General features: G+C 67.0%; 24 protein-coding genes. 1 reads left to right on the top strand and 23 read right to left on the bottom strand.

Annotated elements, in window-relative coordinates; genetic code table 11:
- Positions 1 to 51 precede the first annotated feature (51 nt).
- The 8 genes from AC5P56_RS10835 to AC5P56_RS10800 form a co-directional block, all read right to left on the bottom strand.
- Positions 52 to 246: a hypothetical protein gene (locus AC5P56_RS10835; protein ID WP_014647268.1), complete on the bottom strand. Its 195-nt coding sequence runs from the start codon at positions 244 to 246 to the stop codon at positions 52 to 54.
- Entirely contained in the window at positions 246 to 881 is a 636-nt protein-coding gene (locus AC5P56_RS10830; RefSeq protein WP_049439916.1) for a DNA-3-methyladenine glycosylase, read from the bottom strand. Before AC5P56_RS10830 ends, AC5P56_RS10835 begins: the two co-directional genes overlap by 1 nt.
- Before the next feature lie 72 nt (positions 882 to 953).
- Positions 954 to 1,913 (bottom strand): cation diffusion facilitator family transporter, encoded by a 960-nt coding sequence (locus AC5P56_RS10825; protein WP_049439609.1) that lies wholly within the window; start codon positions 1,911 to 1,913, stop codon positions 954 to 956.
- Between the two features lie 69 nt (positions 1,914 to 1,982).
- Entirely contained in the window at positions 1,983 to 2,567 is a 585-nt protein-coding gene (locus AC5P56_RS10820; RefSeq protein ID WP_134808907.1) for an AprI/Inh family metalloprotease inhibitor, read from the bottom strand.
- A 189-nt stretch (positions 2,568 to 2,756) separates the two neighbouring features.
- On the bottom strand, positions 2,757 to 3,014 hold the full coding sequence (locus tag AC5P56_RS10815) for a hypothetical protein (protein ID WP_014647264.1): 258 nt from the start codon (positions 3,012 to 3,014) through the stop codon (positions 2,757 to 2,759).
- Complete coding sequence (locus tag AC5P56_RS10810) at positions 3,011 to 4,363, bottom strand: TFIIB-type zinc ribbon-containing protein (protein ID WP_495231635.1); 1,353 nt, start codon at positions 4,361 to 4,363, stop codon at positions 3,011 to 3,013. Before AC5P56_RS10810 ends, AC5P56_RS10815 begins: the two co-directional genes overlap by 4 nt.
- 20 nt (positions 4,364 to 4,383) lie before the next feature.
- Positions 4,384 to 5,523, bottom strand: coding sequence for an SPFH domain-containing protein (locus AC5P56_RS10805; protein ID WP_014647262.1), 1,140 nt, complete (start codon positions 5,521 to 5,523; stop codon positions 4,384 to 4,386).
- 132 nt (positions 5,524 to 5,655) lie between these two features.
- Positions 5,656 to 5,919 (bottom strand): CD225/dispanin family protein, encoded by a 264-nt coding sequence (locus tag AC5P56_RS10800; protein ID WP_041863485.1) that lies wholly within the window; start codon positions 5,917 to 5,919, stop codon positions 5,656 to 5,658.
- 660 nt (positions 5,920 to 6,579) lie between these two features.
- Here AC5P56_RS10800 and AC5P56_RS10795 point away from each other — a divergent pair.
- Positions 6,580 to 8,067 (top strand): AraC family transcriptional regulator, encoded by a 1,488-nt coding sequence (locus AC5P56_RS10795; RefSeq protein WP_288496120.1) that lies wholly within the window; start codon positions 6,580 to 6,582, stop codon positions 8,065 to 8,067.
- 59 nt (positions 8,068 to 8,126) lie between these two features.
- On the opposite strand, the gene AC5P56_RS10790 is transcribed toward AC5P56_RS10795, so the two are convergent.
- The 15 genes from AC5P56_RS10790 to AC5P56_RS10720 all read right to left on the bottom strand — a co-directional run bounded on the left by AC5P56_RS10790 (position 8,127) and on the right by AC5P56_RS10720 (position 17,903).
- Entirely contained in the window at positions 8,127 to 8,573 is a 447-nt protein-coding gene (locus AC5P56_RS10790; protein WP_239683796.1) for a hypothetical protein, read from the bottom strand.
- Positions 8,570 to 9,649, bottom strand: a complete 1,080-nt coding sequence (locus AC5P56_RS10785; protein ID WP_495220286.1) for a hypothetical protein — start codon at positions 9,647 to 9,649, stop codon at positions 8,570 to 8,572. The genes AC5P56_RS10790 and AC5P56_RS10785 overlap by 4 nt, the downstream gene beginning before the upstream one ends.
- Before the next feature lie 20 nt (positions 9,650 to 9,669).
- Entirely contained in the window at positions 9,670 to 10,017 is a 348-nt protein-coding gene (locus tag AC5P56_RS10780; protein ID WP_046430815.1) for a hypothetical protein, read from the bottom strand.
- 47 nt (positions 10,018 to 10,064) lie between these two features.
- Positions 10,065 to 10,655 (bottom strand): RebB family R body protein, encoded by a 591-nt coding sequence (locus AC5P56_RS10775; protein WP_049420461.1) that lies wholly within the window; start codon positions 10,653 to 10,655, stop codon positions 10,065 to 10,067.
- The gene (locus AC5P56_RS10770; RefSeq protein WP_032957589.1) at positions 10,652 to 10,888 is read right to left on the bottom strand and encodes a RebB family R body protein; all 237 of its coding nucleotides are present in this window, start codon (positions 10,886 to 10,888) and stop codon (positions 10,652 to 10,654) included. The genes AC5P56_RS10775 and AC5P56_RS10770 overlap by 4 nt, the downstream gene beginning before the upstream one ends.
- A 70-nt stretch (positions 10,889 to 10,958) precedes the next feature.
- Positions 10,959 to 11,231, bottom strand: coding sequence for a RebB family R body protein (locus AC5P56_RS10765; RefSeq protein ID WP_005416651.1), 273 nt, complete (start codon positions 11,229 to 11,231; stop codon positions 10,959 to 10,961).
- A gap of 60 nt (positions 11,232 to 11,291) precedes the next feature.
- Entirely contained in the window at positions 11,292 to 11,558 is a 267-nt protein-coding gene (locus AC5P56_RS10760; RefSeq protein ID WP_006446865.1) for a RebB family R body protein, read from the bottom strand.
- A 26-nt stretch (positions 11,559 to 11,584) separates the two neighbouring features.
- The gene (locus tag AC5P56_RS10755) at positions 11,585 to 11,854 is read right to left on the bottom strand and encodes a RebB family R body protein (protein WP_005416649.1); all 270 of its coding nucleotides are present in this window, start codon (positions 11,852 to 11,854) and stop codon (positions 11,585 to 11,587) included.
- 43 nt (positions 11,855 to 11,897) lie between these two features.
- Complete coding sequence (locus tag AC5P56_RS10750; RefSeq protein WP_005416648.1) at positions 11,898 to 12,188, bottom strand: RebB family R body protein; 291 nt, start codon at positions 12,186 to 12,188, stop codon at positions 11,898 to 11,900.
- A gap of 301 nt (positions 12,189 to 12,489) precedes the next feature.
- Entirely contained in the window at positions 12,490 to 13,782 is a 1,293-nt protein-coding gene (locus AC5P56_RS10745; protein ID WP_197604642.1) for a transporter, read from the bottom strand.
- 49 nt (positions 13,783 to 13,831) lie between these two features.
- The gene (locus tag AC5P56_RS10740; protein ID WP_111207017.1) at positions 13,832 to 14,581 is read right to left on the bottom strand and encodes a hypothetical protein; all 750 of its coding nucleotides are present in this window, start codon (positions 14,579 to 14,581) and stop codon (positions 13,832 to 13,834) included.
- A 13-nt stretch (positions 14,582 to 14,594) separates the two neighbouring features.
- Positions 14,595 to 15,299 carry a C39 family peptidase gene (locus AC5P56_RS10735; RefSeq protein ID WP_046430798.1) on the bottom strand — a complete coding sequence of 235 codons (705 nt, stop codon included), beginning with the start codon at positions 15,297 to 15,299 and terminating at the stop codon, positions 14,595 to 14,597.
- Between the two features lie 99 nt (positions 15,300 to 15,398).
- Positions 15,399 to 16,715: a FapB/FapC family functional amyloid domain-containing protein gene (locus tag AC5P56_RS10730; RefSeq protein ID WP_126412290.1), complete on the bottom strand. Its 1,317-nt coding sequence runs from the start codon at positions 16,713 to 16,715 to the stop codon at positions 15,399 to 15,401.
- Between the two features lie 43 nt (positions 16,716 to 16,758).
- Positions 16,759 to 17,328, bottom strand: coding sequence for a FapB/FapC family functional amyloid domain-containing protein (locus AC5P56_RS10725; RefSeq protein WP_049439918.1), 570 nt, complete (start codon positions 17,326 to 17,328; stop codon positions 16,759 to 16,761).
- Between the two features lie 44 nt (positions 17,329 to 17,372).
- A complete protein-coding gene (locus tag AC5P56_RS10720; RefSeq protein WP_495231634.1) occupies positions 17,373 to 17,903 on the bottom strand; it encodes a FapA family amyloid fibril periplasmic chaperone in 531 nt (176 codons plus the stop codon).
- Between the last annotated feature and the right edge of the window lie 31 nt (positions 17,904 to 17,934).

Raw genomic sequence — 17,934 nt, 5'->3', positions numbered from 1 at the left:
GTTATGTATCGCCATGGCAGAGTGATGCCGATGTGAGGTGGCCGCGCCCGCTCAGTGTTGCTGGAGCGATGCCTGCAGGGCGGTGGCCAGTGCGGCATCACCGGATACCAGGTCCTGCCAGCGTAGCGTGATGCCCTTGCGTCGCCCCTTTTCGACCAGCTTGAGGCCTTCGGGGTCCACGGTGAGGGTATGGGGCCGGCCATCGATGTCCAGTTCGCGTCGCAGTGGTTTGTCGAGCGGGGTCATCATCGTTTCCTCGCAGGGGCGGGAGTACGCCGTGGCTGAATCGATACGTGACGATTGTCACGGATGTGCCAGCGCCAAGGGAAATCGACAGCGCGGGTGATGCCGATGCGTGGACCAATTAGCGGGTCGGACGGAGGCGGGGTCCCATCGCTTGCGATCACGATGCCATGGCTGCCAGTCACCAGGTCGGCGCCGTCGAAACTGCGGTCCAGTCCGAATGCCTGCGAGAGCTTGCCGGGGCCGCTGGCCAGATCGTGATCCCGGCGCGCGGCGGGGCGCAGCTCGTGCATGCGCTCAAGGCCCGCCAGCGGCTCGATGGCCCGCAGCAGCACCGCCACGCCTTCACCGACCTCTCCGCAGACCACGTTGCTGCCCCAGTGCATGCCGTAGGTGAAATAGACATACAGGTGGCCGGCCTCACCGAACATGCTGGCCGTGCGCGGCGTCTGCCCGCGATAGGAGTGCGCCGCCGGATCGACGCTGCCTGCGTACGCTTCGACTTCAACGATGCGACCCGTTCGGCCATCGTCACGGACCAGAAGTTTGTTGAGCAGCTCGGGCGCAACCTCGACGGGCGGGCGCCGGTAGAAGCTGCGCGGGAGGATCTGGAGAGAGGCGGGCAACCAATCCGGCACGGTAGAGGCAGGTTCGGGCAGATGTTGGTGGCACTGTGGCATTGGACTGGTGAAACGGGCGCAGACGCAGCGTCATTCCGGCGCGGGCGGTGCCGCCAGCGTGGCGCGCCGGGCGGCGTAGACCTCGGGCGTCTGCGGCTTGATGAACAGTGCCACCAGCTCCGGATACTCGCGCTTTACCGCCGTTTCGATGCGGGTGATGCAGGCTTCAATCTGTGGGGTCTGCCGATCGTCCTCGAACTCGGCGCTGAGCATGGCCACGACCTGTTCCGGTCCCATCTGCATGGTGGTCACGCCGTTCGCGCGACGCAGATCCGGATCGGTTTCGGCCACCGCCATGATCCGCTCGGCCACCGCAGGGTGGGCAGGCTCTCCAACCAGCAGGCCCTTGGTTTCACGGGCCAGGAGGAAGGCGGTTGCGGCCAGCACGCCGGCGATGCACAGCGACGCCACACCATCAAGCACCGGCATATCCAGCACCTGCGCGGCCACCAGGCCGATCAACGCGAAGCCCAGCCCGAGCAACGCAGCGCTGTCTTCCAGCAGTACGGTGAAGGTGGACGGATCCTTGCTGCGGCGGAAGGCTTCGAAGTAGCCAAGTTTGCCTTTGGTACGCCGGAACTCGCGCAGCGCCACCCACCAGGAGGCCCCCTCGAACAGGATGGATATGCCCAGCACGCTGTAGCTCAACGCGTGGTTGGTGGCCGGCTCCGGCCGGCGGATGTGCTGGATGCCCTCGTACGCCGAGACGCCGGCGCCAGCGGCGAACACCAGCAGGGCGACGATGAAGCTCCAGAAGTACAGCTCGCGGCCATAGCCGAATGGATGTACCGGGTCTGGCGCCTTGCCGGCACGGCGCAGCCCATACAGCAGCAGGAGTTCATTCAATGTGTCGACCAGCGAATGCACGCCCTCGCTGAGCATGGCCGAGCTGCCGGAGATGCCGGCAGCGATGAACTTTGCGATGGCAATGGCCAGGTTGCCCGCGAGGGCGGCATAGATGACCAGACGGGAACCGGTGGGAGCGGACATTTCGGCGGCGGGGCGGGGCGGACGCCTGATCTTCCCGATCAGCGCGTGCCCATTGCGTGCACGGCGCGATCAGTGCCCCTTGGGATTGAGGTACAAACGCGCCCCATCCGATTCACGGTAGCCCGTCCAGCGCCCACCGCCTGACGCGCGGAAGCGCCCGAACACGGTGTTGCTGGTGTCGGTGAGCAGCAGCTGGTTGCCCGACAGTACCCAACGGTTGGCCGAGAAGAAGCCATCCGGGCAGCCGGCGGGCACGTAGGCACTGTAGCCGCCGAACCACTCGATGTTCTTCAGCTCGATGGAGCAGGTGTTGCCGTTCTCCTGGCCCAGCGTCCAGCTGCCGAACAGATCGCTGTCGCGCACATCGCGGCCGCCACGGTGGCGGTCGCGGCCCCAGTCGTCGTTGTCGTCGTGGAAACCGAAGCCCACGTCGATCTCTTTGCTTTCGCTGCGTGACCCGGACTGCGAGCTGCCGCTGGTGGTGGTCTGGGTGGTCACCGCGCCACTGCTCTGGGTCCGGGTGCTGCTGGATTGCGTGGTCTGGTCGGTGTGGGTGGTCTGTTCGCCGAAGCCGAACGAGGCGTCCTGGGCCAGGGCGGGCAGGGCCAGGCAGCACAACGCGGACAGGCAGGTACGGGCGAGCACGGCAGCCATTGCAGCATCCTCGGAAGGGTGGACCGCGCGAGTATCGAACCGGTGGGGCGGGAGACGGTGTGAGGGTGTGCGCGGCGGCAGCCCAGCGAAGGGTAGTGCCGGCCGCTGGCCGGCTCCCACTTGGCGCCCAGGAACCGAAGGAATGCCGGCCAGCGGCCGGCACTACCCGCAGCCAGGCAGGGCCTGGCGCTACGGGTCGGGCTTTACCCGCACCACCCGTTTCCGGTACTCATACACATTGTCACCGCGGATACGCTTTTCCTCGGTGCCGGTAACCCGGCCTACCTGCTGGTCCGAGCCGGTGACCGGCTTGGCCTCGATGGCGGTCTCGTGCTCGAAGGAGTGCGATTTGTCGGTGTTGCGGTAATAGCGGTACAGCGCCCAGTACAGCGCGGTTGCGCCGGCCGGACCTGCCGCCAACAGCCAGAGGCCACTGTCGTCGCTCATGTCGATGCCACCAGGAAGGCAATTGCGAGGGCTTCAATGACGGTGCCGGTGGCCAGTGCCGCCAGCAGCATCTTCCATTGCTGCACGGGCACGCTGCCCATGGTTTCGCCGGTACGGCCGTTCACCGCGATGTAGTGCAGCATGCCGCCGTTCTTGCCGGGCTGGTGGTAGGAGTACAACCACACCGGCAGGTACATCGACACCCAGCGGGTGCCATGCACCTCCAGCTGCTCCTGTTCCCAGCGCACGCCACGGTTGTAGCGCTTCACCGAACCTTCCACCTGTGCGCGGGCGATCGACAGCAGCTGGTCTTCCAGCCGCGGCCGCAGCTTTTCCACATCCAGGTTGCGCTTTTCGGAGGTGAAGCCGGCCAGGTACGAGGCGTTCCATTTCACCGCGTTCTTGGTATCGAACGGCAGGATGGTGTTGATGATGTTGTTGGTGTTGGCGCGGGTATCGAGATTCCCGCGCTCGGCCGAGGATTCCAGTGGCAGGTCATCGACCGTGAAGTCGACCTGGCGCTCGACCTGGTAGACATCGGCGTCGTACAGGGTGCGCTTGTTCTTCTCGCTGCCCACGGTGTACTGCCGGGTCTGGATCTCACCCTTGCCGGCCACGGCCGCGCTGACATTGCTGTCGACGATCATGTAGGGCAGGAACACGCCCACCACGTTTTCCGGGGTGAACTGGTCCTTGAATGCCTTCAGCGCGAACATGCGGCGCTTGTCGACGAACTGGCGGATGCGCGCGACCGCATCGTCCTTCCTGATATGGAAGGGCAGCACTGCATCGGGCACCGCGCCGTTGGCGATCTGCTCGTTGACGCCGAACACATGGCGGCACCAGTGGCAGCGCGCCGTCATCGTACTCTCGGTATTGACCGTGACTTCAGCACCGCACCCGGTGCATTTGAACGTCATCAGTGCCGAGGTGTCGGCGTCGACGTCACGTGCGCCAGAGGCAATGACCGTACCGCGCAGCTGGTCGATGGCCTCGCCCAGGCCGAACTCTTCCTCGACGCGTGCGCCACGCCATTCGTGACGGCAGTACAGGCAGACCAGGATGTCGGTGCCGGCCTTGGGCCGGATGTCGGTGGCACCGCACTTCGGGCAGCGGTTGAGGCCGTCCTTCAGCTCGCTGGCCGACGTATCGATGGCCACCGGGTCGGGCGCTTCCACTTCATCACGGATGGCCTGTGGCAGTTTCGAGGTGTCCAGCGGGAAGCTGCCGGGCAGGGGAGGGACGTCCTGCGGCGAACCGGGCCCATCCAACGACGCCGCCGGCAAGGGCGGCGGCGTCGCGGGCGCGGATCCGGGCAGCGGCGGCGGGCCGTTTCGGGGATCGGACATGTTCGTTGTGCGTCCTGCTGTTACAGGCCCAGTGCCTTGGCCTTCAGGGCGTCATAGTCGCCCTGGGTGATCAGGCCCAGATCCAGCATTTCCTTGGCCTTCTTCAGCTTGGCCACCGGGTCGTCGGCAGCCGGGGCGACCGGCTGCTGCATGCCGCCGACACCGAACATGCCCGAGGCCATGCCGACACCGACCAGGCCAGCCGCTCCGCCGTTCTCGCCGGCCGACTGGATGCCTTGGGCGACGCTGGCCTGCAGGTTGGAATTGCCGCGCGAACCCGACAGGGCATCGGCGCGCTGCACGGTCTTCAGCAGTTCGCGGGTGTTGGCGTCGTACTCGATCGAGACGATGGCGGTCTTGACGATGGCCAGGCCGCGGTCGGACTTCCACTGGTAGCCCTGCTCGACGGCGGCAGACAGGCTCTGTGCAAAGCCCAGCGAATCCTGCTGCAGCTTGGTGATGCGGTTGCCCTTGCCCGGGTCGTTCGTGTACAGGCTGAAGGCCGGGGCCAGCGAACCGACCACTTCATTGAACAGCTGGCTGGCGGCGGCGTTGTCCAGGTCGGTGAAGTCGAACACCTGGCCCGGCTGCAGGTAGCTGGCCGGCACGAAGTTCTTCACGAACAGGATCGGGTCGACGATCTTCAGCGTGTAGGAGCCGCGCGTGACCGCACCCACCTGGGTGTTGAGGAAGCCGTCGTCCCAGTAGATTTCCGACTGGGTACCGAAGCGGTTGTCCGGCAGTTCCTTCAGCGACACGAAATACGCCGCCTGCTGCGAACCCGGCTGGCCGCCGAACTTGAAGCGCTCCCAGCTCTGCTTGATGAACGTGCTGACCAGGCCGTCGCCGGCGAAGATCGACTGCGAGTTCAGATCGTCCGAACGCCACTCGTAGCCACCCGGTTCGGCGACGAACGCGGTGATCGCGCCGTCCTGGAACAGCAGCAGGCCGTAGCCCTCCGGCACGATGATCTTCGAGCCGTTGGTGATGATGTTGGACGAGCCGCTGGTATTGGAGCCGCGGCCGGCATTGGTGCCGCGCGGTACCGCCGCGAACAGGGCCGCCGTCGAGGGCAGGCCCGTGGGCACGGTGTAGAAGTCCTTCCACTGGTCGGCCAGCACACCACCCACCGCACCCTTCACCGCCTGTACCAGACCCATGTCCAACTCCCTGTGATTCGAGGGCAGGCACCATGCCTGCCGAGCTGGACTGACTATAGAGGAGCGGGATGGGCCGCCGCCACCGCCGCGCGCGCCTGCCATTCATCATGGCGCGACGGCGACGGCAGGCTTTCAGGCCATGCCGCGCGCGATCAGGGCATAGCCGATCATCAGTGCCAGGCACAGTGGCAGGGTGAGGAAGGAGGCGATCATCCAGCGCAGCGCCTTGCGCGAAGCCTCGGTGGCCGCGCCGATCTGGCCGCTGGCGACCAGTGACGTGCTGCGGTTGGCGTAGACGGTGGCGACGATGCCGAACGGCCAGAAGCCGGCGATGATGCTCAGGATGGCCCACATCAGGTAGTTCCTGGGGGGCACGGGTGGCGGGGTGCGGTCCATGCGGTCGATCTCCTTGATCGTGCTGCGGTCGGGAGCGCGAGTATGCCGACAGGCCAGGTGCAGCGGAAGGCATGCCACCCGTGCGTGGTGCGCAATCTTCTGCTGGTCGATGGGTCATTGATCGGGGGCGGCGCCGCGGCAGGTAGGCGCGGTGGCCTGCGGGCCTGGGCGAGCAGGCGGTGCAGCCGTCACGGCGGCGCAATACGTGCCCGTCCCTGGTTCGCTCAGACGCGTTGATCATCAGCGTGGATGGAATCCCGGCGCCTTGCCTTCACCTGCTTTGCGGTGCGCGGTGCACGGAAACGCGGGCGACAAATATCCGGTGCGGATATTCACGTCATTATCATGCTTATTTTTTGGAAACTCGTTTCCCATAATCCAGGGACGCGATGGCCGGAACACAGGGAGCGCCGCGTCACAGGCAGTGCCGCCCTGTGGCGCACGCCCCCGGCCTGGACGACGTCCGCCTTGCCGACCTCCAGCAGCGATGGCAGTTCCCGGCACTGCGGGAGCGGGCAGCGTGCACGGCACCAGCGGTGCGACCAGCGGGTACGGCATGCGGCGTGGACGTCGCAGCATCCCGCGATGATGCCGGAGGGCCTGCATCGCGAGATCGCCCGTTGCAGATGCATCGGGTCGCCATTCCAAAGGGGAGTTTCGATGCACAGGCAAGTCAGTGAGATGCTGCAGCGCGCTTATCGGCCCTATCCGTCATTGCCCGAGCTGCTGGGCGCGTTCGTGAAGGAGCTGTCCCAGCACAAGGTGATGCGGGGTGGCCACGTGCGGTTGCGTGGTGCGGTGGCAGGGGCAGCTGCGGGGTTGCCAGCTGCGTCCGGGCAAGAGGTTTCCTTGCAGCGGGTTCCCATCCGCTATGGCGGCGAGGTGTTGGGTGAGCTGCACCTGGAGGGCGAGAAGGGCCGGCTGGATGGCAGTGCCCTGGCGCTGGGGGAGCAGTTTGCCCAGCGTTGCGCGCATCTGATCAAGCGCTACGAAGCCAAGGCCTGGGCCGAACAGGCATTGAGCCGGCCGCTGTTGCTGGTCGGCGCCGGCGAGGCGCTGAAGCAGATGGATGAATTCGTGGAGCGCGCGGCGGCCAGCCCGTTGCCGGTCCTGCTGCGCGGCGAGTTTGGTACCGAGAAGATGGAGCTGGCCGCCGCCCTGCACAGTGGCGGCCCTTCCCGGCAGGGCCCGTTTGTGGAAGTGAACTGTGTTCACCCGCTGGGCGAAGCCAGCGACTGGTTCGCGCGCGCACAGGGCGGGACGCTGTACTTCCACGAAGTCGACGAACTGCCGGTGCCGCTGCAGGGGCAGCTGTCACATCGCATGCGTGGGCTGCCTGCCGCTCAAGCTGACGCGCTGGCGGCCGGCCCGATACGGGTGATCGCGTCGACCAGCGCGGACCTGGAACAACGGGTGAGAGAGAAGCAGTTCTCGCGCGCCCTGCTGGCTGGGCTGGAGTTCCTGACCGTGGATATTCCACCGCTGCGCGAACGGGTGGAGGACATCGGCGCGCTGGCGGCGCGTTCGCTGGAGCTGCATGGATTCAATCCCCGCGTGCTGGGCGACGATGTGCTGGAAGCCCTGTGCGCGCACGACTGGCCCGGCAATCTGCTGGAAATGGAGCGGGTGGTGGTCCGGCTGGCGGTGATGACCGGTGGCCGATGCATCCGTCGTGAGGATCTTGCACGCCACGCGCCGGATCTGGCTGCAGGCCACGTTGCCAGCGATGCCGGGCGCGCCCCGCAACGGCTGCCCGCGGTTGAGCAGACCGTCGGTCCTGCGCCCGCGCAGCCGGATACGCCGCGGGCAGCGCATGAAGGCCTGCACGACGGTCTGAAACGCGCCCTGGCCTACCTGAAGGACCATGCCGCAGAGCCGCTCACGCTGGGCGACCTTGCCCGTCAGGCCCATGTGAGCCAGTCACACCTGGGATTCCTGTTCCGCAGCGAGCTGGGCACGACGTTCAAGCTGCTGCTGCAGCAACTGCGCATCGAGCACGCCAAGCAGCTGCTGCGGGATGGGCAGCGCCTGCGCATTACCGATGTCGCACTGCAGGTCGGCTTCGGTGACCTGAGCCACTTCGAAAAGAGCTTCCGGCGCGCGGTAGGGGTCAGCCCGCGCAGCTACCGGCGAAGCCCGCACCAGTAAAAACATTGCCCCGGTGCAGGCGCGGGCCTGCCCGGGGCGTTGGGATGGCAGATGCGGCGTCAGCGCGCGTTGGCTTCCGCAGCGCGCTGCACGGCATGTTCGGCCGCTTCGTCCGCGCGTCGCGCGGCCTCGGCGGCGGCCTCGACCGCGCGTTGCGAAACCTTCATCGCGGCGCGGATGCCTTCTTCACTGGCAGCCATTGCGGCGTCCGCCAGTTCCTGGGCGATCTCCATCGGGGTTCTGCCCGCCGGATGGGCGGGAGTGGGCTTGCCGGGAAGCGGGGTCGGGAAGGTCATCGTCGGTGCTCCTGCTGGGGATGAGGGGGGAACACCGTCACTGCGCTCCCCCAGGATGTGGCGCAATGCCGCCTGGGCATCGGCCAGGATCTTCTGCGCCTGTTGCCGGGCCGCCAGGCGTCCGGCAGCAACGGCCGCGCCGGCTGCCGAAGCAAAGGCCTCTGTTGCTGCCTGCACGCCATCGCCATCTGGCGCCGGAGCCGGGTTCACACTGCATCCTTCTGATAATCCACCCGCGCTTCATCGCCCAGGTGGCGGCGGGTTCGGCGGTAATCCTGCAGGGTGATCACATTGTCCTCCACCTGTATCAGCGCCTTCGCTCTGGAACCATCGATCGCGAACTGCACGCTGGCACCGTCCTGGCCCAGCCGGCCACGGGAAACCGGATGTTCGTTGAGGAATTCCTGCGCATCGCGCAGCTGCCACCGCGCGGCCTCGCGCAACCGGCTGTCATCCTGCAGCAGTTCGGGTTCGTCGTCGAAGCAGGCCGCCATCTGCTGGGCGGCCAGCGAGATGCGGGCATAGCCGATCTGCCGGTGCGCGGCCAGGCTTGCGTCGATCGCCTCGCGCACCTGCTCTGGCGACGGCAACTGTGGCAGCTGCGGCCCGTCCAGGAAGCCGAACAGGATCGGCAGCACCTGCTGCAACGCACGGGTGGCACGCGTCAGCCGATGTTCGCGGCTGCCACCTCCTGTGCTCACCCGCTGGTAGAAGCGGAAGTAGTCGGCAAACTCGATGGGCCTGCGCGCGTGCAGCAGCGCGAAGCCGGCAGCGTCGGCCAGGTCGTCGCGCCCTGCGGCGGACATGCCCACCTCACCGGCCAGCTGGTGGAGCGCCACCGATTCGCGAAAGTCCAGCTGCTGCAGCAGGGGTGCGTCGGCCGCGCCGATCGAAGCCAGGAACGCGCGCGAGGCGCCGAGCTCGGCGTTGGTCAGCAGCCGGTGTTTTTCCAGCACTCGCTGTGCCTCGTTGTGCGACAGGCGTGTCTCGTCATCAAACTCCATGTTGCGCAGGGCACCGAGGTCGCTGGCACCAAGGCTGAGCAGCTTGACCGGGCCGATCTGCAACCCGGTGCGCGGCAACCATGTCATGCGCGAACCGTGCAGGCCCTGTTGCACCCCATCGAGCATCGTGCCCTCGTCGGAGAAGGCGTAGCGGTGCTCATGCGATTCCATGGCCCACTTCAACCAGTGCTCGCCGCCGTCGATGAACTGAAGGACATGCCTGCAGGATTGACTGATCAGGTTGGCCTGGGGGATGGAACGACCGGCAATGAAAATGCTCATGCGTGGATCTCCTGGCGGCCTCACTGGGCCGGAAATTCCTTGAGGACGGTCGCAGCGGCATTGCCGACGCGGTTGAAGTCGGCGGTGGCCCCCTGCATCATGTTCTGCGCCTGCGTGAGCACCCTTGCATACTTTTCGTCCCCCGTCGCCAGGTACTGGGCCATGGCCACGCCGGCCGCGGTGGTCGCGATGGTTGAGACATTGCGCAGGGCGTCGGCGGCATCCTGTACGGCGATCGCCGCAGACTGGGCCACCGACTGGTAGGCCTTGCCGGCACCACTGGTCGTCACGACGGTCGCTGACATGGTGGCCGTCTGCACCTGGTTGATCACATCGATGATCTGGGCGTTGACGTTGCTCGGGTCCATACGGGCTCCTTGATGGGCGGGTGGGGCCGCAGGCGGCCTGCAGTCTGTCAGGCCCCGGCGTCAGCGTCGTCTGCCGGGGAAGGGGAAGGGGAAGAGGAGTCTGGCGCGGGATCCTGGGCGGGACCTGCGTCCGGATCCGGACCGGACGCGGGGTCGGGCGCAGGACCGGGCGCGGGCGCTGCCGCATTGCCTGCAAGCGTTTGGAGTGCATGCAGGCTGCTGGTAGCGGCCGCAGCGTCGGCAGTGGCACCGTGGGTCTGTGCCTGCAGGACGCTGATGGCGGTCTTTCCTTCTGCGGTGGCCGCGGCGATCACCGCCGCAGGCGAAGGGGGCGCCGGCACCGGGCCGGGCAGGGGGATGACCTGCGGTGGTGGCGGCGGAGGGGGTTCCGGAGCGGGTGGCGGCACCGGCCAGGGAGCGTTGATCATCTTCGCGCAGGTGGCGGTGACCGCTGCGTTGCTGACCATGCCTGCACCCTGCTGGCGCGCGACGGCGTTGTGCATGGCGGTGCCCAGCGTCTCCAGCATCACCATGTCCAGCATGCTGAAGGACTGCGCCGGACCCTGGGCTACCAGCAACGTCGAGGCGGCGCTGACGCTGTCGACGATCTGGCTGTTGACGGTGTTCTCACTGCTCATGACGGAACGGCTCCCTTCTGGATGATCAGGGCCAGGACCTGGGCCAGGCTTGCGCCGGCGGTCACCTGGCCGCGTTGCTGGTTGGCCACCGCGTTCTGCATTGCCAGGCCGAGGCTGTCGGCCATCGCCAGGTAGGTGGCGGACATCGCGAACGAGGGGGCAAGGGCGATCGCCACACCGGATCCGGCGCTGGTGGTTGCCAGCAGGTAGCCGGTGGCGGGCGATGCGGCCATCGATCAGGGGCCCGACGTGACGCCGCCCTGGGCGGGGGCGCGGTGGTTGGCGTCACGCCGGGCCGACACGTCAGCGCAGGCCCAGGATTTCGCGGGTGGCCACGCCGTTGGAGGCGGTGTCGATCGCATACAGCGTGGACACCCCCTGGGTGGTCGACGCCTGCATGGTCACGTAGGACTGCTGCTGGTTGTTGGTGGCGTTGTGCGCGGCGTTGGACAGCGCCTGGCTGGTGGCCACGAACAGGTTGCCCATTGCGATGGCCGGCGCATCGCCAAGCACCTTGGTGTTGACCTGCGAGACCGAATCGGTGATCTGGCTGTTGACGGCGGTGGGAAATGCCATGGTGGAAGCTCCTAGGGTGGACAGCACTACAGGAACGGAGATTGCCGGCACTCAATGGAATCAGCCGAGAATCTTCCGGGTGGCGGCGCCGGTGGCGCCGGTATCGACGGCGTAGAGCAGCGCGACGCCCATCGTGGTCGCGGCCTGCGCCGTGACATACATCTGCTGCTGGGCGAGCGTCGCGTTGTGGGCGGCATTGGCCAGCGCCTGCGCGGTGGCCTGGTACAGCGTGCCCATTGCCGTGGCAGGCGCCACGCCCAGCACCTGCAGGTTGGCCTGGCTGACCGAGTCGGTGATCTGGTCGTTGACGGCCGTGGGAAATGCCATGGCTCAGCTCCTTGCCTGCCGGCGCATCACGCGCCGAGGATCTGCTTGGTGGCCACGCCGGTGGTGGCGGTGTCGATCGAGTACAGCGTGGCCACGCCCATGGTGGTGGCCGCCTGCGCCGTCACATAGGACTGCTGCTGCGCATTGGTGGCGTTGTGGGCGGCGTTGGCCAGCGCCTGCGCAGTGGCCTGGTACAGATTGCCCATGGCCACGGCGGGCGCGTCGCCCAGCACCTTGGTGTTGGCCTGGGTGACCGAATCGGTGATCTGGTCGTTTACAGCGGTCGGGAATGCCATGTCGATCTCCTTGAGGTTGGCGGGTCAGCGATGGAACGACAGATCAGGAGCCCAGGCCGCGGACGCGGGTGCTGAGGATTTCCTTGCTCGCTACCGCCGTGGTGGCGGTATCGATCGAGTACAGAGTGGCCACGCCCATGGTGGTGGCCGACTGCGCGGTGACGTAGGACTGCTGCTGCGCGTTGGTGGCGTTGTGGGCGGCATTGGCCAGCGCCTGTGCGGTGGCCTGGTACAGATTGCCCACTGCCACGGCGGGCGCGTCGCCCAGCACCTTGGTGTTGGCCTGGGTGACCGAATCGGTGATCTGGTCGTTTACCGCGGTTGGAAATGCCATGTCCTGCTCCTGCGAAAGGGTGGAAGTGCGTGGTATCCAGTGTCACGGTGCGTTGCCTGCAGCGGCCTGGGCTTCACCGTGGGGCCAGAGTAGGAAATGGCGCCGCCGCCGGATTGGCGGAATCGACGGAGAATGCGGTGGGATCACCGTGAAGGTGCGGCGTGAATACGGCGGAACTGATGATCATCGCCGTCGTCGCCAGCGCTGGCGCGTTGCCCTGGAGCACACACAGGGCCTGCGCGTGGGCAGCGCGATCCGGCGGCGAGGGGCTGTCGGCCACAGCGTCGCCGGATCGGGCGGGTCAGAGCATGTAAGGGATCTTGAACGCCAGCGTGAAGTCCGGTGCATCCGGGGTCAGCCCGATGCCCAGCAGGGTCACCAGCGTGGTGTGCTGGTTGAGCGCATACGTCACACCCAGATTCAGTGACGCCGCGTTGGCGTCGCTGCCAATCACTTTCATCCACTTCCCGCCCTGGAAACGGGTGGAAGCGCGGGCGCTGATGCGGTCGCTGAAGGACAGGCTGAGACTGGTGCGCTCGTTGAACGCAAAGGCCACGCCGGCGCCGAAGTAGACCGAGCCGCCGAGCTTCACGTCACCTGGGTTGACCGTGTCGGGGTTGCTGTCGATGTCACTGAAACCACGCGGGAACGAATGCACGTAGCCGAGGTTGGCGAACAGGATCGCCGGATCGGCTGTCTTGACCATCGACAGCCCGACGTTGGCCTGCCACACGCCATTGCCGGTCGGTTGTTCCTTGGGCACGGCGAAGCGGATGTAGTCATCGTCATCGCGCTCGATCACTTTCCAGTCCAGGCCGTAAGGCGCACGCCCGGTGGGCGCGGTCACTCCGGCGGTGAGTACGGCTTCCGGGCGCCAGCCGCGCTCGCCGAACAAGCGGTAATTCGCACTCAGGCCGATATCGCCCAGGCCGTTGCCATTGGTCTCTTCCTGCGCGATCGCGGCCGCCGCACCGCCGGCACCGCCCTTCTGGTAGACGGTGCGCCGCGCCAGGTATGGCACGTCCAGGTTGAGCGTCAGGTTCGGGCTGACGCCCCAGCGCGCGGCCAGATTGTAGGTGAGCGAATCGGACTCGACGTTCTCGATGGCGATGTTGCCGAGGAAGATCGCATCCAGCGCCAGGAAGCCATTGAGGGTGAGCTGCTTGCGGTCGTAGCGGGCGTAGGTGAGGCTGTTCTCGACGGTGAAGCGGCGCGAGAACAGCGCCGACTGCTGCTGTTTCACATCATCCACGCTGCGCCGCGATTCCTGCTTTGCCTGCTGCGCCTCGGCGGCACTGCTGGCATAGCCTTCGCTGCCCGGTGACGTCTGCAGGGGCGAGCCATGCTCGACGGGCGCAGCCGTAGACGGGGCCATCGGGCCAACCTTCCCACTCAGGCGCGCCTGCATCGCCTGCACCTGCATGTCCAGTTCGCGCAGCCGCCGCACTTCCTGCGCGTAGTTGGATTTGAGCTGCTCCAGCTGGTTGGCCAGCGCCTGCACGTCGGCGCCATCATCCGCCGCGGGTGGCGCGGCGAAGGCGGTGCCCGCCAGCGCCGCCAGCGCCAACGGGGTGATCCTCATCAGGGTGTGCATGTTCGTGTCCTGCGTTGTGGAACGCTTCCCCCAACGCCGTGCCGTGGTACTACCGGCCCGGCCCCATGCCGCGGTTCATCGCAATCGCCTGGGCCACGTTCTGGCTCAACGGCAGGTTGCCGCCCGCGGTATCCCGCACCAGCTCCAGCCGCAGCTGGTTGCTGGCGATCTGGCCGTCACCGGCCAGGGCGATGCCCTGGCCGACGCTGCCGTTGCGTATCCATTGCTGGACCAGGCCCTGGCCATCTACCTGCAACAGCAGGCGTGCCTGGTTGCCGTCGAGCACCGCGGAGGCCGAGACGCCTTCGGCCTGTGCGCTGATCGAATGGGCACCGTCACCCGGCAGGGCCGGCACCGCGCCATTGCGTACCACCAGCGTGGTCGCATTGCGGGCGACGTTGCCATCGCCGGCCACCTGCACGCTTTGCACCACGCCGCTGGCGTTGGCCAGGCCGCTGCTGTCGATGCGGCGACCCTGCGTGTCCGGCAGCGGCGCATCTGCGGCGGTGACGTGCACGCTGGGCTGGAAGCTCAGTTTCGGGCTGCCCCCGCCGCGGAAGTCCATGCCCAGGGTCAACGCACCCTGCAACACGCTTCCGTTGCTGGCCTGCCACTGCGAGACCATCGTCACCCCGAACCAGGCGACAGTATTGCCGCCCACGGTGTAACGGCCCCGCATCAGGTTCAGTTCGGGATCCGGGATTTCCTTCAGGCCGCGCCCGGGCGCCGCGTCCGCCGCCTGCAGGGGCAGGGCGGGGCAGGCCAGCAGCAGGACCATCAACAGGCGGTGACGGAACATGGCGGAACCTCCTTCAGAACAGGTCGGCGTGGCTGAAGCCGAAGTCGACCAGTTCGGCATCGGTGATCGGCCCCTGTCGCGCGTAGAGCGCGCGGGCACTGGGCCGTTCGCTGGGTTGCAGCAGAACCGTGTTGCGATCGAAATCGCTGCCGATCACCACGAAGACGGCACGCGATGGCCACGCAGCGAGGAATTCAGGCAGCGCCAGGCTGCGGTTGCCGAGGATGGGATCAGCCACCTCGACCACACCGTCGCGCACCTGCTTGAGCACCACGAAGTGGCGGAAGCCGCGCACGTCCATCAGCACAAGACCGGGAACGCGAAGCGTGCGCAGGCGTGTTTCATCGATACGATAGCCGCGCCCGCGCATGCCCAGCGATTCCACGTAGCGCTTGATGTCGAGCAGCGAGAAACCACGCTCGGCCACCAGTGCTGGATCGGACACCCCCATCATTCCTTCGATCACCGTCGCTTCGTCGGTCTGCAGGTGATAGGCATGGCGCAGGATGGTTGCCAGTGCGGCCGCCCCGCAGCTGTAATCGGTGTGCTGGCGCACCACGTTGCGGTAGCGCCGTTCCTGCATGCTTTCCACCTTCTGCTGCAGCAGTGCGCCATTGGGTAGCACGCTGGCGAAGCCGACGTCGCCCGCCCGCGCCGATGCACCGCCCAGCAACAGCAGGCAGGCCAGCAGGCATATCGAGAGACGGTGGCCGATCATCACGTTCTCCAGCAGCAGGAGGGAGCCCCTGCCCCAAGGGGGAGGAGGAACAGGGGCTCCCGGGAACCCGGCCATTGGCGGACGGCCGGGGTGGTGCACTTACTCGCCGTTGCCGCCACCACCGCCGGTGCTGGGCTGGGCTACGGCCAGGGCCAGGCTGTTGGCCTGCAGGTTGCCGGTGCCCGCCGCCACGTTCACGCCGATGTTGCCGGAGGCGCCGGAGAAGGCACTGCCGGACAAGGCCGACGTGTTGGTGGCGTTGACGTTCACCCAGCGCGTGGTGCTGACCGTGCCGCTCAGGCTGGCGTACAGATCGGCCACGCCCAGTTCGACGAACTGGCTGGTGCCGCTTTCACGCGTATCGAAGCCCAGGCCGCCCACCCCCGGCCGGTTGGGGTTCATCGTGGCGTTCTGGATCTGGTTGTCCAGGTCGATGTGGCCGGTACTGTTGCCACCCGGGTGCGGCAGTGCGCCGTTCCACGTATCCAGGTAATAGTTGGCCATCTGGTAGGCATTGCCGGTGCCGCGGTAGGTGCCGGCGCCATAGCCCCACGTCAGGCCGCTGACGCCGCCATGCAGGCCGACCTGCACGGTATCGGTGTAGGACTGCACGAAGCCGGCATTGCTGACCGTGTTGCCGGTGGAGACCTGGTTGGAGCTGATGCTCGACTGCGCCACCGCCGTGGTTGCGACCGAGGCCGCGAGCGCGTTCTTCTGCTCGTTGTTGTTGCCCGAAGCAATGTTGACACCGATGTTGCCTGACGCACCGCCGAAGGCATTGCCACCGAGACCTGCGGCATTGGTGACGCCGGAGTTCATGGTCGCGTTGCCGAAGCCGGCCTGGTTGACGAACACCTCGGCGTCGGCCATGCCGAAGCTGAAGGACGCATCGGCAGCGGACAATGACGCGGCATTGTCCTGGGCGTTGTTGTCCCCCGATACCACGTTGAAGCCGAGGTTGCCGGAGGCGCCGGCACCCACGCTGTCACCGATGGACGCACTGTTGGTGACCAGGCTGTTGCTGGTGGCGTTGTTGCTGATCGACTGGCGGTTGTCGATCACCGCAATGGCCGCCGAGTCGAGGTCGATGTCGCCGGTGATGGTGGGGTCGCCGGAGAAATTGACGTCGGTGCTGAGGCGCAGGTCCTTCTCCAGGTTCACGTCGACGCCGTGGTTGTTCTTTTCCTTGCGCTCGTCGGCCTGGATGGTGCTGTGCTTCTGAACATTGACGTTGACGGTGCGGTTGCGTACGTCGTTGTCGGTGTGGTTGTGGGTGTCGTTGCGGGTTTCGCTGACGGTGTGGTTGTGGTTGATGTTCGCGTTGGCGTTCTGGTTGTCCCAGCCATTGGCCGCAGCGGCGGTCGAGGCAGTGGCAATCGCCATGGCGAGCATGGTCCGTTTGACGGTCGCTTTCATGGTGCCCTCTCTCTCATCGGGTGGTGCATCGGTTGGGTGGTTGTCACGGGCGGTCCTGCACGACCAGGCCCAGCACATTGGCCGTGTCGTTGCCGCTGCCCGCGATCTGATTGAGTTGCAGGACCCCGTCGAATCCCCGCAGCGCGGTGCTGGTGACACCGGCGCTGCGGGTGCCGGTCGCGACGCCGCGACCGGCGTCGTCCCGCCCCCCTGCCAACGCGGAACCTTCGGCGGCCAAGGCCGTATCGTCGGATTCGCGTATGCCCTGTCTGGCCAGCGTCGCGCTGACGACGTTGAGCGTCGTGTTGGCGATGCCGCTGGCCTGGTTGATGGATGCGATGCCGCTGGCACCGGCCAGCGCGTTGCCGTCGATGACGGCGGTGGCGTGCGCCGGTGCGCTCAGCACGCGGTTGCCGGCCCGCAGTTGCCGGTTGCCGATCAACACGTCGGCGCGTTCGCCGGTGGCGATGCCATGCAGGTTGGCCTGCAGGTTGAGGTCACCGGCCGCCTGGTTCAACGCGATGGCGCCGTTTGCACCCGCCAGGGCGTGACCGTCGATGCGGGCCACGTCGAGGTAGGCGAGCATGCCGCTGTAGTCGTCGGCCTGCGCCATCAACGGCGTGGCAAACAGGACCAGCAGCAGCCAACGTGCCCGCTTCACTTGCCACCTGCCGGGGCCGGGCCCTGCAACGGGAACTGGGCGAGCGCGCCGCGCACGGTATCGCCGATGCCGCGGGTGCTGTTCCCGACCGCGCCCAGTGGGCCACCCAGTGCGCCACCGAGGCTGCTGCCGAGCATGCCGTCACTGCTGCGTCCCGGCGTGCCGCCCAGGGCCTGCTGGGCGACCCGTCCGACGGTGGTGCCCGTGGGGGTCGCGGTCGCAGCCGTGTGCCCCGCCCCCATGCCGGCATAGTCCTCATCGCTCAGCTCGTCCATCGCGTTTGCCGGGGTACCCGCACCGAGCGCCGTCGCAATCTCGCGCTGTGGTTTCGGGTCGGCGATCAGCGCCATGCCCGGGGGCGCCATGCGATAGGCCGGCCGCGCGGCCACATCCCGCAACAGGACGATTTCGCCCGGTTGTGCCTTCACGCCCTGGCGGGCACCGGAGGCAGAGGCGCCCGCGGCGCCCGACAGCAGGGCCACGGCCAGCATTGCCAGCAGGCCGCGAATGGGGGTGATGCCGTCCATGCCGATCTCCCGTGATGGGTGCGGCGGAACC

The organism is Stenotrophomonas sp. YJH_SMC_131 (assembly GCF_059367975.1).
This window is presented reverse-complemented; position numbering and strand designations above follow the sequence as displayed.

Coding starts and splice junctions, on each gene's coding strand:
- AC5P56_RS10750 (WP_005416648.1), bottom strand. CDS start 12,188: ATGGCATTTCCAACCGCGGTAAACGACCAGATCACCGATTCGGTCACC.
- AC5P56_RS10740 (WP_111207017.1), bottom strand. CDS start 14,581: ATGTTCCGTCACCGCCTGTTGATGGTCCTGCTGCTGGCCTGCCCCGCC.
- AC5P56_RS10815 (WP_014647264.1), bottom strand. CDS start 3,014: ATGAGCGACGACAGTGGCCTCTGGCTGTTGGCGGCAGGTCCGGCCGGC.
- AC5P56_RS10810 (WP_495231635.1), bottom strand. CDS start 4,363: ATGTCCGATCCCCGAAACGGCCCGCCGCCGCTGCCCGGATCCGCGCCC.
- AC5P56_RS10725 (WP_049439918.1), bottom strand. CDS start 17,328: ATGGCGCAGGCCGACGACTACAGCGGCATGCTCGCCTACCTCGACGTG.
- AC5P56_RS10820 (WP_134808907.1), bottom strand. CDS start 2,567: ATGGCTGCCGTGCTCGCCCGTACCTGCCTGTCCGCGTTGTGCTGCCTG.
- AC5P56_RS10755 (WP_005416649.1), bottom strand. CDS start 11,854: ATGGCATTCCCGACCGCTGTAAACGACCAGATCACCGATTCGGTCACC.
- AC5P56_RS10770 (WP_032957589.1), bottom strand. CDS start 10,888: ATGGCCGCATCGCCCGCCACCGGCTACCTGCTGGCAACCACCAGCGCC.
- AC5P56_RS10730 (WP_126412290.1), bottom strand. CDS start 16,715: ATGAAAGCGACCGTCAAACGGACCATGCTCGCCATGGCGATTGCCACT.
- AC5P56_RS10835 (WP_014647268.1), bottom strand. CDS start 246: ATGACCCCGCTCGACAAACCACTGCGACGCGAACTGGACATCGATGGC.
- AC5P56_RS10795 (WP_288496120.1), top strand. CDS start 6,580: ATGCACAGGCAAGTCAGTGAGATGCTGCAGCGCGCTTATCGGCCCTAT.
- AC5P56_RS10765 (WP_005416651.1), bottom strand. CDS start 11,231: ATGGCATTTCCCACCGCCGTCAACAGCCAGATCACCGATTCGGTCTCG.
- AC5P56_RS10785 (WP_495220286.1), bottom strand. CDS start 9,649: ATGAGCATTTTCATTGCCGGTCGTTCCATCCCCCAGGCCAACCTGATC.
- AC5P56_RS10745 (WP_197604642.1), bottom strand. CDS start 13,782: ATGCACACCCTGATGAGGATCACCCCGTTGGCGCTGGCGGCGCTGGCG.
- AC5P56_RS10825 (WP_049439609.1), bottom strand. CDS start 1,913: ATGTCCGCTCCCACCGGTTCCCGTCTGGTCATCTATGCCGCCCTCGCG.
- AC5P56_RS10760 (WP_006446865.1), bottom strand. CDS start 11,558: ATGGCATTTCCCACGGCCGTCAACGACCAGATCACCGACTCGGTCAGC.
- AC5P56_RS10735 (WP_046430798.1), bottom strand. CDS start 15,299: ATGATCGGCCACCGTCTCTCGATATGCCTGCTGGCCTGCCTGCTGTTG.
- AC5P56_RS10805 (WP_014647262.1), bottom strand. CDS start 5,523: ATGGGTCTGGTACAGGCGGTGAAGGGTGCGGTGGGTGGTGTGCTGGCC.
- AC5P56_RS10780 (WP_046430815.1), bottom strand. CDS start 10,017: ATGGACCCGAGCAACGTCAACGCCCAGATCATCGATGTGATCAACCAG.
- AC5P56_RS10775 (WP_049420461.1), bottom strand. CDS start 10,655: ATGAGCAGTGAGAACACCGTCAACAGCCAGATCGTCGACAGCGTCAGC.
- AC5P56_RS10720 (WP_495231634.1), bottom strand. CDS start 17,903: ATGGACGGCATCACCCCCATTCGCGGCCTGCTGGCAATGCTGGCCGTG.
- AC5P56_RS10800 (WP_041863485.1), bottom strand. CDS start 5,919: ATGGACCGCACCCCGCCACCCGTGCCCCCCAGGAACTACCTGATGTGG.